The organism is Nocardiopsis sp. CNZ308 (assembly GCF_004217075.1).
In genome coordinates this window covers 2,089,259-2,102,046 of record NZ_SHKJ01000001.1, presented here as the reverse complement: position 1 = coordinate 2,102,046, position 12,788 = coordinate 2,089,259, and the positions used below count along the sequence as shown (strand labels likewise).

General features: G+C 73.5%; 8 protein-coding genes. 7 read left to right on the top strand and 1 reads right to left on the bottom strand.

What is annotated here, in order from left to right; genetic code table 11:
• The first annotated feature begins 172 nt into the window (after window positions 1-172).
• Together EV372_RS09130 and EV372_RS09125 are read left to right on the top strand one after the other, a co-directional pair.
• Window positions 173-2,281, top strand: a complete 2,109-nt coding sequence (locus tag EV372_RS09130; protein ID WP_130395657.1) for a catalase — start codon at window positions 173-175, stop codon at window positions 2,279-2,281.
• Window positions 2,282-2,337: 56 nt separating this feature from the next.
• Window positions 2,338-3,303 carry a TIGR03557 family F420-dependent LLM class oxidoreductase gene (locus EV372_RS09125; protein ID WP_130395656.1) on the top strand — a complete coding sequence of 322 codons (966 nt, stop codon included), beginning with the start codon at window positions 2,338-2,340 and terminating at the stop codon, window positions 3,301-3,303.
• A gap of 222 nt (window positions 3,304-3,525) precedes the next feature.
• Here the strand turns inward: EV372_RS09125 and EV372_RS09120 are convergent, their stop codons facing one another.
• Window positions 3,526-4,866, bottom strand: coding sequence for a cytochrome P450 family protein (locus tag EV372_RS09120; protein ID WP_130395655.1), 1,341 nt, complete (start codon window positions 4,864-4,866; stop codon window positions 3,526-3,528).
• A gap of 389 nt (window positions 4,867-5,255) precedes the next feature.
• On the opposite strand from EV372_RS09120, the gene EV372_RS09115 reads away from it, so the two are divergent.
• From EV372_RS09115 to EV372_RS09095, 5 genes are read left to right on the top strand one after another with little or no spacing between them, the layout of a single operon-like run.
• Window positions 5,256-6,503, top strand: coding sequence for an SWIM zinc finger family protein (locus EV372_RS09115; protein ID WP_130398832.1), 1,248 nt, complete (start codon window positions 5,256-5,258; stop codon window positions 6,501-6,503).
• Window positions 6,500-8,002, top strand: a complete 1,503-nt coding sequence (locus EV372_RS09110) for a DUF5691 domain-containing protein (RefSeq protein WP_130395654.1) — start codon at window positions 6,500-6,502, stop codon at window positions 8,000-8,002. The genes EV372_RS09115 and EV372_RS09110 overlap by 4 nt, the downstream gene beginning before the upstream one ends.
• Window positions 7,999-9,114: an ATP-binding protein gene (locus tag EV372_RS09105; protein WP_130395653.1), complete on the top strand. Its 1,116-nt coding sequence runs from the start codon at window positions 7,999-8,001 to the stop codon at window positions 9,112-9,114. The genes EV372_RS09110 and EV372_RS09105 overlap by 4 nt, the downstream gene beginning before the upstream one ends.
• Window positions 9,114-11,546 carry a DUF5682 family protein gene (locus EV372_RS09100; RefSeq protein WP_130395652.1) on the top strand — a complete coding sequence of 811 codons (2,433 nt, stop codon included), beginning with the start codon at window positions 9,114-9,116 and terminating at the stop codon, window positions 11,544-11,546. The genes EV372_RS09105 and EV372_RS09100 overlap by 1 nt, the downstream gene beginning before the upstream one ends.
• Window positions 11,543-12,733 (top strand): VWA domain-containing protein, encoded by a 1,191-nt coding sequence (locus EV372_RS09095; protein WP_130395651.1) that lies wholly within the window; start codon window positions 11,543-11,545, stop codon window positions 12,731-12,733. The genes EV372_RS09100 and EV372_RS09095 overlap by 4 nt, the downstream gene beginning before the upstream one ends.
• Window positions 12,734-12,788: the final 55 nt, after the last annotated feature.

Here is a 12,788-nt window from a genome sequence, read left to right as displayed (position 1 = left end):
CCGTTCGCCCCCGCTGACTCGGGCCCGGCGCGGGTCGTCCCGGCCCGGACGGCACCGCGGTGAACGCCGCTCCAAAAGGCGGTCAACGACGTTTGCCCCGAACGGGCGTCGGTCAGGTGGAACCGGGGGGAGACCTCGACACGTGGTACCCGCAGATCGACGGAGGCCTGCTGTGAGCACTGAAGGACGTGGGGGAAGCGACGGGCGCGACGCCAAGGACCGCCAGCTCGACGCGGTCAGGACCGACTCCGACCAGCCCCTGACCACCGAGACCGGTGTCCGGGTGGGCGACACCGACAACTCGCTCCGGGCCGGGGCGCGCGGCCCCACGCTGCTGGAGGACTTCCACGCCCGGGAGAAGATCACCCACTTCGACCACGAGCGGATCCCCGAACGGGTGGTGCACGCGCGCGGCGCGGGCGCCTACGGCCACTTCCGCCCCTACGAGGGGCTCTCCGAGCTGACCGCGGCCCACTTCCTGAGCAGCCCCGACGTCACCACGCCGGTCTTCGTCCGCTTCTCCACGGTCGCCGGGTCGCGCGGATCCGCCGACACGGTGCGCGACGTGCGCGGGTTCGCGGTGAAGTTCTACACCGAGGAGGGCAACTACGACCTCGTCGGCAACAACATGCCGGTCTTCTTCATCCAGGACGGCGTCAAGTTCCCCGACTTCGTCCACGCGGTCAAGCCCGAGCCCCACAACGAGATCCCCCAGGCGCAGTCCGCGCACGACACCCTCTGGGACTTCGTGGGTCTGCAGCCCGAGACCACGCACATGATGATGTGGCTGATGTCGGACCGGGCGATCCCGCGCAGCTACCGGACGATGCAGGGCTTCGGCGTCCACACGTTCCGGTTCGTCAGCGCCGAGGGCCGGGGCACCTTCGTCAAGTTCCACTGGAGGCCCCTGCTCGGCACGCACTCGCTGGTCTGGGACGAGGCGCAGCGCGTCCAGGGCAAGGACCCCGACTTCAACCGGCGCGACCTGTGGGAGGCCATCGAACGCGGCCAGTACCCCGAGTGGGAGCTGGGCGTGCAGCTGGTGCCGGAGGAGGACGAGCACGCCTTCGACTTCGACCTGCTGGACGCCACCAAGATCATCCCCGAGGAGCAGGTTCCGGTCCGCCCGATCGGAAAGCTGACCCTGAACCGGAACCCGGACAACTTCTTCGCGGAGACGGAGCAGGTGGCCTTCCACACCGCCAACGTGGTCCCGGGCATCGACTTCACCAACGATCCGCTGCTCCAGGCCCGCAACTTCTCCTACCTGGACACCCAGCTGCTGCGCCTCGGCGGCTCCAACTTCCAGCAGATCCCGATCAACCGTCCGGTGGCCCCGGTGAGCAACAACCAGCGGGACGGCTTCGCCCAGCACCGCGTGCACCGGGGCGGGACCTCCTACCACCCCAACAGCCTGGGCGGCGGCTGCCCGGCCCTGGCGCACGGGGAGGGCGTCTACCGCCACTACACGGAGAAGGTCGAGGGCGACAAGATCCGGGTCCGCAGCGAGAGCTTCGCCGACCACTACTCGCAGGCCACGCTCTTCTACAACAGCCTCGCCGACTGGGAGCGCGAGCACGTGGTGGAGGCCTTCCGCTTCGAGCTGGGCAAGTGCGAGGAGCTGGAGGTGCGCCAGCGGGTGGTGGCCAACCTCAACCACGTGGACCACGGGCTGTCCGTCCGGGTCGCGGAGGGGATCGGAGTCGAGCCGCCGGAGCGGGAGGCCACGCCCAACCACGGCCGCTCCTCGCCCGCCCTGAGCCAGCTCAACACCGCGTTCGGCTCCGTCGTCGGCCGCAAGGTGGCCGTCCTGGTCGCGGACGGCGTGGACGAGGCCGCCGTCGACGCGTTCCGCGAGCCCCTGATCGGGGCCGGTGCCGTGGTCGAACTCCTCGCGGCCGCCGACGGGGCGGTCCGCACCTCGCGGGGCGGCGTCGTCACCGTCGACCGGGCCTACCCGACCGTCTCCTCGGTGCTCTACGACGCGGTCGTGGTGACCGGTGGTCCCGACGCCGCACGGACGCTGGCGGGCGACGGGCTCGCGCGGCACTTCGTGCTGGAGGCGTACAAGCACCACAAGCCGGTGGCCGCGGTCGGCGCGGGGACGGAGCTGCTCGCCCCGCCGCTGCCGGAGGAGCTGACCAGGCCCGTGGACGCCCTGCGGGTGGAACTGGGCGTGGTCGCCTCGCCGGACGCGGGTGAGGACGGCGTCGCCGAGTTCACGAGGCTGCTGGGCGGGCACCGGTTCTGGGACCGCCCGACGGCGTCCGTGCCCGCCTGACGGCGGGGGGAGCGACTGACACGGAGCGAAGACGGAGCGAAGGGAGAACAGAAGCGATGAAGGTGGGCTACAAGCTCTTCGCCGAGGGTTTCGGCCCCCGCGAGATCGTGGAGCAGGCGGTCCGCGCCGAACAGGCCGGGTTCGACTTCGTGGAGGTCAGCGACCACTTCCACCCGTGGCTGTACAGCCACGGCCACTCCGGGTTCGTGTGGTCGATGCTCGCCGCCATCGCCGAACGCACCGACAGCGTCGAGCTGGCCACCGGTGTCACCTGCCCGATCCTGCGGGTGCACCCGGCGATCGTCGCTCAGGCCGCGGCCACCACGGCCATCCTGTCCGAGGGGCGGTTCACGCTCGGGCTGGGGTCGGGGGAGCGCCTCAACGAGCACGTGGTGGGACAGGGGTGGCCCAACGCCACCCGGCGCCACGAGATGCTGCGCGAGGCGATCCAGATCATCCGCCTGCTGTGGTCGGGCGGCTACCACTCCTACGACGGCAGGTACCTGACCCTGGAGGACGCCAGGGTCTTCGACCTGCCCGAGGAGGCGCCGCCGATCGTCGTGGCCGCGGGCGGCGAGGAGGCCGCCCTGCTGGCCGCCGAGGCGGGTGACGGCCTGTTCTGCACCGAGCCGAGCAGGGCGCTCAACCGGGTCTACGAGGACAACGGCGGCTCCGGCCCCCGCTACGCCGAGGTGCCGCTGGCGTGGGCGACCAACGAGGGCGACGCCCTGGAGTCGGCGCGCGAGCTGTTCCGCTTCGCGCTCACCGGGTGGAAGGTGCAGGCCGAACTGCCCAACCCGGTGAACTTCGAGGCGGCCACCGCCCTGATCGACAGGGACGCGATGCGCGACGTCTTCGCGTACGGGCCGGACCCTGACCGGCACCTGGAGGTGGTGCGGGAGTTCGCCTCCGCGGGGTTCGACCACCTGTGCCTGATCAACGCCGGACCCGACCCGGAGGGGTTCTTCGGCTTCTTCGAGCGGGAGCTGGCCGGACCGATCCGGGCGATGGGCTCCGCTTAACCCCCGGCGGCACCCGCTGGACGGGTGCCGTCCGGGGTGGGCGTACCCGCGGAGGGAGTCGTGGACGAACACGGCTCCCTCCGCGTTCCCGTGGAGGCCCTCGTGGTCCGGGTTCCCCGCAGCGGACGCGGCCCGGGTCGCGCGCGGGCTCGACGGAGCGCCGCGCGGGGCGCGGTGCTCACGTCCGCGCCACCGACAGCGGGACCTGTCGCCTCGGCGGGGTCAACTCCGCCCCCGCCACCAGGCGAGCAGACGGCTGAGGAGGTCGTCGTGGCCCTCGTCGTCGTGGTCCCGCTCCCCCCCGCGCGCCCCGGCCTCCGACTGCCCGTCCCCTCCGGAGCCGCCCCTTCCGGCGCCTTCCCGGGGGCCGAGGGCGACGGGCTCGCCCGGGGTGAAGACCACCGGGAGTTCGCGCAGCCCCCGCAGGAACGGCGACGGGACCCAGCGCAGGTCCTCCGGCTCCACGGCGAGCCGGAGCCCGCCCAGGCGCTCCTGGAGCGTGGTGACCGCGATCGTGGCGGTCAGCCGGGCCAGCTCGCGGGCCGGACAGGCGTGCGGCCCGGCGCCGAACATCAGGTGGGCCCGACTGCCCCCCGCCTGCTCGGAGTGGACGGCCGGATCGCGGTGGGCGGCGTCGAAGCCGATCAGCAGGGCGTCGCCCGCGCGGATGTCGACTCCGCCGATGCGCATGTCCTGGAGGGCGATCCGGGCGGGCAGGATCTGGAAGGGCGTGTCGGTCCACATCACGTGGTCGAGCAGTTCGTGGACGGTCATCTGCGCGTCCGTGTAGGCGGCGCGGACCGCCTCGTCGGTGAACAGGGTGCGCATCGTGTTGCCGATGAGGTGTGTGGTGGTCTGGTGGCTCGAATTGTTGATGAGCGCGGCCTGGTGCGCGACCTCGTGGTCGCTCAGCCCCGCGGGGTGCTCCAGCATCCACGACACCAGGTCCTGGCCGGGGATCCTGCGCTTGCGGGCCACCAGTTCGGAGAAGTACTGGTGGATGCGGCCGACGGCGTCCTCGGCGCGTTCGGCGTTCTCGCTGAAGACGATGGACGTGAGGTCGCCCAGCATGTACCCGTAGCTGTCGGAGAGCCCGTACAGGCTGTTGACCACGAGCACGGGCAGGGGGTCGGCGTACTCGGAGATGAGGTCGGCCCTGCCGTCGGCGACGAAGGAGTCGACGAGTTCGTCGGCGATCCGCCGGATCGTGCGGGCGGTGGCGTTCATGTCCACCCTGGCCAGGCTGTCCGCGATGGCCGAGCGCAGCCGGGTGTGCTCGGCCCCGTCGGCGTACAGGGCGTTGGGGCGCCAGGACAGCGCGGGCCGGGCGCAGGCGAGGTCGACGCGCCCCTCGACCACCTCGCGCCAGCGGCGGGTGTCGCGCGAGAAGAGGTGCTGGTTCTGTAACACGGCGAGGTTCTCGTGGTAGCCCAGCAGAAGCCAGGCCCGTACGCCGGTCTCCAGTTCGACCGGGGCCACGGGTCCGTGGCGTTCGCGCAGCGCGGCCCAGAGGCCGTCGCGTCCGGTGGCGGGTGTGGTGCCGTACAGCCGTGTGGTCGTCAACGAACCGAGTCCCTCTCTCTTCGGGGAGATGGTGTGCCGGTGCGGTGACGGAGGGGAGAAGCGGGATCGCTCATTGTAGAAGGGGCCGCGCTCTTTTTTCAACACGGCGGAGAAAGGGCGCTCACGTATTAGTGATAAATGGTATTAAGGCGCACTTTTTCTGAGGCTTCCGAGCGCCGGGACCCGGGGTCGCGCGCCGGGCGGAGCCGCTCCGCGGCCGGAGTCTGCCACGGGGATGCGACAGTTCCACGGGCGTTCGCAAGAAGGTTCGAAAAGGCCGCTTTTTGTCATAGGGAGTCCGTAGTGTTCTCTGTGTGAGCGATCGATGGAGTACCGACGACGTATGGGCTCTGGCTCCGGACGCCTCCTCCCGCAAGGCCGCCCTGAAGGTGGCCAAGGAGTCGTCCTGGCCCGAGCGCGGAGCGGTCGCCGCCCCCTCCGGCGGCACCTCCGCCGTCTGGGGCGAGTGCAAGGGCAGCGGTTCCAAGCCCTACCTGGCCGCCGTCCACCTGGACGGCGCGGGCGGGACCGCCTACAAGTGCAGCTGCCCCAGCCGCAAGATTCCCTGCAAGCACGTCCTGGGCCTGCTGGCCCTGTGGACCCAGGACAGCGTGGCCGACCGGGAGGAGCGGCCCGAGTGGGTGGCCAAGTGGCTCTCCGGGAGGGCCGCCCGCCAGGAGAAGGCCAACAGCCCGGCGGCCCCCGCCGACCCCGAACGGGCGGCCGCGACCCTGCGCAGGAGGGAGGAGGCGGTCCGGGCCGGGGTCGACGAACTCGGCCTCTGGCTGCGCGACCAGGTCGACACCGGGCTGGCCGAGGTGCCCAAGCACGGCTACGACCACTGGGACCGCATGGCCAAGCGCCTCGTGGACGCCAAGGCGGGCGGCGCGGCCTCCCTCGTCTCCCGGCTGCCCTCCGCGGCGCGCGGGGACAACTGGCCCGAGCGGATGCTCGAACGGCTCGGGCTCCTCCACCTGCTGGTCAACGGCTACCGCGCGGGCGACGCCCTCGACGAGCGCGTCCGCGGCGCCGTCCGCTCCCGGGTGGGCATCACCGTCAAGGCCGAGGACGTCCTCGCCGGAGGTGAGCGCGTCCGCGACACCTGGCGGGTCCTGGGCTGGCACGACGCCCCCACCCTCGAAGCCGACATGCGTGTGCGCCGCCTGTGGCTGCGCGGCACCGCGACCGGGCGCGTGGCCCTGTACCTGGCCTTCGCCCGACCCGGCCAGGCGCCCACCACCCCCTTCCGGGCCGGCACCGACGTGGAGGCCGAGTTCGCCTTCTACCCCGACGGGCACCGGGTCGCCCCCGTCGGCGACGGCACCACGACCGAGGCGGCCCCGCCCGAGGGCGGCACGGTCACGCAGGCCCTCGACGCCTTCGCCGCCTCCCTCGCCGAGGACCCCTGGCGCGACACCTGGCCGGTCGTGCTCGACCGCGCCACCCCCGCCCACGACGGCCGGTGGTACCTCGTCGACACCGAGGGCCACGCGCTGCCCCTGGCCTCCCCCGAGCCCTGGCGCCTCCTCGCGGTCACCGGCGGCCACCCCTCCACCGTCGCCGCCGAGTGGTCGCCCGCGACGGGACTCACCCCCATCACCGTGTGGGACCGGAACGGAAAGGCGGTCTCCCTGTGACCCCCGACCCCCTCGCCGCCGTGGACTCCTGGGACCGCCTGGTCTCCACGGCCCTGGTCGGCACCTCCAAGCGCTCCGTCCCCGACACCCCCGACCTGCCCCCCACCCCCGAGGACGAGGACTCCGTCGCCCTCCTGGACCGGGCGGCCCTGATCGCCGTCCGCCGCGCCGCCGGGTACACCCCCGTCACCGGCGTCGAGCCCGTCGAGCCCGGCGCCGAGGACGAGCGCCCCGAGCCCGGGCAGGCCGCCACCACCCGGCTGGAGGACATCCTCACGGGACGGACCGAGCTCCTCCCGGAGTGGTTGGAGCTGGTGGCCGCATCGGGACGGCGCGTCGCGCACTCCAGCGTTCCCGCCCTCCTCGACCAGGGCGCCCGCGACAGCGAGCTGCGACCCGCGCTCGCGGCCGCGGTCGGCACACGCGGCCACTGGCTGGCCGGGCTCAACCCCGCCTGGTCCTACATGCTGGCCGAGCCGGTCCACGCCGACCGGTTCAGCGAGCGCGACTGGGGCTGCGGCACCCCGGGAGAGCGCCGCCGCGCGCTCGCCGCGCTGCGCGCCACCGACCCCGACCGCGCCCGCGAGCTGCTGGCCGCCGTCTGGACCAACCTGGCCAAGGCGGACCTGCGCCGCCGCCTGCTGGAGACCTTCGCCACCGGGCTCGGCCCGGCGGACGCGGACTTCCTCGACCGGGCGCTGGACGACCGCAGCGCCAACGTGCGCGGGATCGCGCTGTCCCTGCTCACCCGGCTGCCCGAGAGCGGGCACGCCGAGCGGCTGCGCGGCCACGTCCGCGCGCACGCCTCGCTCAGGGAGGACGGCGCCCTGTGGGTGGACCCCGTCCGCACCCGCGACGCCGCCGTCCACCGCGACCTGGCGCTGGCCGCGCCCTCCAAGGACGACGAGAACGCGCACGAGCGGGCCGAGCGGCTGTGGGCGCTGCTCACCCACGCGCCGCTGGACGTGTGGCCCGGGCTGCTGGGCACCGACCCCGCCAGGATCTTCGAGGCGGCGAACCGGGAGGCCGTGCAGAACGCCCGTCTGGTGGGCGCCCTCGTCAACGCCGTCGTCGTCCAGCGGAACGTGGAGTGGGCCAGGGCCGTCCTGGAGTTCCTCGGTTCGCGGGGCACGGGTCCGGGCTTCCAGACGAGCAGGCTGCTGGAACTGCTGCCGGTCGAGGAGCGCTGCGCGTACGCCGACGGCGTCCTGACCGACAAGGCCTCCCTCAACCGCTGGGGCGAGCAGCTCCGCGACACGCCCGGCCCCTGGACCCCCGAGCTGAGCGCGCGGGTCATCGCCCGCCTGCACACCAAGGACCGCAAGAAGGACTACCACGGCTACCGGCTGCTCTGCGAGGCCGCGGCCGTGCACATGCCCCCCGGGCACCTCACCGACCTCCACCAGACCCCTCCGTACAACGACGCCTCCGGCGACGCCTACCTCCGGCTCCGGGACACCCTCCGGTTCCGACTCGACATGCACAGGGAGCTCAGTTGACCACCTCCACCCCCGCCATCGGCACCGACGCCGCCCAGGCCCTGCGCCCGCACGCGGAGCAGACCTACGCCGCCGAGCTGGAGGCGCTGGCCAAGGCCGACGACCGGCAGCGGCCCCCGGGCTGGAAGCTCTCCCCGTGGGCGGTCACCCAGTACCTGCTGGGCACCACCCTGGCCGACGGCACCGAGATCAGCGCCAAGTACATCGGCGCCCGCCGCGTCGTGGAGGTCGCCGTGGCCACCCTGGCCACCGACCGCGCCCTGCTGCTCATCGGCGTCCCCGGCACCGCCAAGACCTGGCTGTCCGAGCACCTGGCCGCCGCGGTCTCCGGCGACTCCACCCTGCTCGTCCAGGGCACGGCCGGAACCTCCGAGGAGGCCGTCCGCTACGGCTGGAACTACGCCCGGCTGCTCGCTGAGGGGCCCTCCGAGGCGGCCCTCGTGCCCAGCCCGGTGATGACCGCCATGTCGCGCGGCTCCATCGGCCGCATCGAGGAGCTCACCCGCATGCCCTCCGACGTGCAGGACGGCCTCATCACCGTGCTGTCGGAGAAGGCCCTGCCGGTGGCCGAGCTGGGCGTCGAGGTGCAGGCCCAGCGCGGCTTCAACATCATCGCCACCGCCAACGACCGCGACCGCGGCGTCAACGACCTGTCCAGCGCGCTGCGCCGCCGGTTCAACACCGTGGTGCTGCCCGTCCCCGACAGCGCCGAGGACGAGGTCCGCATCGTCACCCAGCGGGTGGAGCAGCTCGGCCGCGCCCTGGACCTGCCCGAGGTGCCCACCAGCCTCACCGAGATCCGGCGGGTGGTCACCGTCTTCCGCGAGCTGCGCTCGGGGGTGACCGAGGACAACGGCACCAAGGTCAAGTCGCCCAGCGGCACGCTGAGCACCGCCGAGGCGATCTCGGTGATCACCAACGGCATCGCGCTGGCCGCCCACTTCGGCGACGGGCAGCTGCGCCCGGCCGACGTGGCCGCGGGCATCCAGGGCGCCGTCGTCCAGGACCGGGTGTCCGACGGCGTGGTGTGGCGCGAGTACCTGGAGACCGTCGCGCGCGGGCGCGACGGCTGGGGCGAGTTCTACCGCGCCTGCCGCGAGGTGGGCGCCTGATGGGTCGGCCCCGACTGGACACGAGCGGGCTGCACGTCCTGGGCGTGCGGCACCACGGCCCGGGGTCGGCCCGGGCCGTCCGGGCGGCGCTGGAGGAGATCAAACCCGACGCCGTGCTGATCGAGGGACCGCCGGAGGCGGACGCCCTCACCTCGCTGGTGGGCGAGCTGGAGCCGCCGGTGGCGCTGCTGGCCTACCTCGCCGACACCCCCAAGGGGGACGAGGCGAGAGCGGGTGAAGGGTGGGCGTTCTGGCCCTTCGCCAGCTTCTCCCCGGAGTGGGAGGCGCTGCGCTACGCGGTGGAGAACGGCGTGCGGGTGCGCTTTTGCGACCTGCCCGCCGCGAACACCCTGGCCGAGCGCGTCGCCGAGGCCGAGGAGCGGCGCCGGGCCGCGGAGGAGAGCGCCCGCGCCGAGGCGGATTCCGGGGAACCGGAGTCCGACGAGGTTCCCGGGAACACCGAGGCGGCCGGGGCTGGTGTGGCAGAAGGAAGCGGCGGGACCGACGGGGCCGAGACCCCGGAGGCCGCCGACGGGACGGACGGCGGCGAGGTCGGCGAGCCGGAGCGGATCCGGCTGGACCCCCTGGGGGTGCTCGCCGAGGCGGCGGGCTACGACGACGCCGAGCGCTGGTGGGACGACGTCATCGAGCAGCGCCGGGACGGGGAGCCCTCCCCGTTCCCGGCGATCGCCGACGCCATGGCCGCCGTCCGCGCCGAGTCCGGCCCCGAGACGGAGCGCGACGCGCGCCGGGAGGCGTACATGCGCCAGACCCTGCGCGCCGCCCTCAAGGAGGGCCACGAGCGGATCGCCGTGGTCTGCGGCGCCTGGCACGCCCCCGCCCTGCGCGACCTGGCCGACTACTCGGTCAAGGACGACACCGCCCTGCTCAAGGGCCTGCCCAAGGCGAAGGTCACCGCCACCTGGGTGCCCTGGACCCACGGGCGCCTGGCCGCCTCCAGCGGTTACGGCGCGGGGGTCGCCGCCCCCGGCTGGTACCACCACCTGTTCACCGCGCCCGACCTCCCGGTGCACCGGTGGCTGACCGACGCCGCCCGCATGCTCCGCGAGGAGGGGCTGGCGGTGTCCTCGTCCCACGTCATCGAGGGCGTGCGGCTGGCCGAGAGCCTCGCCGTACTGCGCGGGCGTCCGCTCGCCGGACTCGACGAGGTGGCCGAGGCGCTCACGGCCGTCCTGTGCGAGGGCGAGCCCACCCGGGCCGCCCTCGTCCACCGCCGGATGTCCGTCGGCGAGCGGATGGGCTCGGTGCCCCCGTCCACGCCCATGGTCCCGCTCCAGCGCGACCTCATCGCGATCCGCAAGCGCCTGCGGCTCAAGGCCGAGCCCTTCGACAGCGACCTCGACCTGGACCTGCGCAAGGACAGCCAGCGCGAACGCAGCGTGCTGCTGCACCGGCTGCGGCTGCTCGGTGTCGAGTGGGGCGTTCCGCGCACCCCCGACGGCGGGCAGAAGGGCACCTTCCGGGAGTCGTGGCGGCTGCGCTGGGACCCCGACATGGACGTGGCGCTGATCGAGGCCAGCCGGTGGGGCACCACCGTCGCCTCGGCGGCCACGGCCCGGGTGGCCGACCTCGCCGAGGACGCGGCCCTGCCCGCGCTGACCTCCCTCACCGAGCAGTGCCTGTTCGCGGACCTGGGCGAGGCCCTGCCCCGCGTGCTGTCCCTGCTCACCGACCGCGCGGCCACCGACAGCGACGTCACCCACCTGATGGAGGCGCTGCCGCCGCTGGCCCGCTCCGCCCGCTACGGGGACGTGCGCGGCACCGACAGCGCCTACCTGAGCACGGTGGCCGAGCAGATCCTGCGGCGCGTGTGCGTCGGGCTGGCACCGGCCGTGCACGGCCTGGACGACGACGCGGCGGAGCGGTTCGTCCGGCAGATCGACGCCACGCAGGGCGCCGCCACCCTTCTGGGCGGGGAGGGCGCCCAGGCCTGGACGGCGGCCCTGACCGCCCTGGCCGTGCGCGACACCCTGCCCGGCCGCATCGCCGGCCGGGTCAACCGGATCCTGTCCGACTCCGGGCTCGTGGACGCCGACGAGCTGCGCCGCCGCCTCGGCCTGGCGATGTCCCCGGGCGCCGAACCCGCCTCGGCCGCGGCCTGGCTGGAGGGGTTCCTCCAGGGCAGCGGGCTGATCCTGGTGCACGACGACCGGCTGCTCGGGCTGATCGACACCTGGCTGCTCTCCCTGCCCGAGGAGCGCTTCACCGCGGTGCTGCCGCTGCTGCGGCGCACCTTCGGTGCCTTCAACGGCCCCGAGCGCCAGGAGATCGGCTCGGCCGCCCTGCGGCTCGGGACGGCGCCCGCCGCCGACCGGGCCGCCCCGGCCCGCGTGGACGTGGACGTCCGGCGCGCGGCCCCGGCCCTGGCCACCGCGCTGGCCATCCTCACCGACGGAAAGGTGCGCACATGAACGCCGTGGACGAGCGGGAGCGCCGCTGGAGGCTCGTGCTGGGCCGGGAGGCGCAGTGCTCCGGCGGGGTCGGCGCCTCCGGCCTCAGCGCCGCCGACCAGGGGATGGACGCTGCGCTGGAAGCGCTGTACAACCAGAGCGGACGCGGTCGTGGCAGAGGGCTCGGGGCACTCACACCCGAGCGCTCCGCCGGGCTCGGCGGTTCGGCGCCCCGCGTGGCGCGCTGGCTGGGCGACATCCGCGAGTACTTCCCCTCCACCGTGGTGCAGGTGATGCAGAAGGACGCCATGGACCGGCTGGGGCTGCACCAGCTCCTCCTGGAGCCGGAGATGATGGAGGCCGTCGAGCCGGACGTGCACCTGGTGGGAACCCTGCTGTCCCTCAACCGGGTGATGCCCGACCAGGCCCGGGAGTCCGCCCGCGCGGTGGTGCGCCGCGTGGTGGACGACCTGGAGCGCCGCGTGGCGCAGAAGACGCGGTCCCTGGTGCAGGGGGCGATCGACCGGTCGTCCCGCACCCACCGGCCGCGCCGGGTGGCCGACATCGACTGGAACGCCACCATCCGCCGCAACCTGGCCCACTACCTGCCCGAGCACAACACGATCGTGCCGCAGACCCTGGTGGGGTACGGCCGCCGCAGCCGGGGCGTGCAGAAGGACGTGGTGCTGGCGATCGACCAGAGCGGTTCGATGGCCTCCTCGGTGGTCTACGCGAGCGTGTTCGGCGCGGTGCTGGCCTCGATGAAGACCCTGCGCACGTCGCTGGTCGTGTTCGACACCGCGGTGGTGGACCTGACCGAGCAGCTGACCGACCCGGTCGAGGTGCTGTTCGGCACGCAGCTGGGCGGCGGCACGCACATCAACAAGGCCATCGCCTACTGCCAGGGGCTCATCACCAAGCCGAACGACTCGGTCTTCGTGCTGATCAGCGACCTGTACGAGGGCGGTGTCCGAGCGGAGATGCTGAGGAGGGTGGCCGCGATGCAGGCGGCCGGGGTCCAGGTGGTGGTGCTGCTGGCGCTGTCGGACGAGGGCGCGCCGTTCTACGATCGGCAGAACGCGTCCGCGCTCGCCGAGATGGGGGTGCCCGCGTTCGCCTGCACCCCCGACATGTTCCCCGAGCTGATGGCGGCGGCCATCCAGGGGCAACCCCTCACGTCCTGGGTCGAGAAGCACCAGGACGCCTGATCCGGGCGGGCGGGGCCGTGGCGGTCCCCGCCCGCCCCCCGACCCCTCAGGAGCG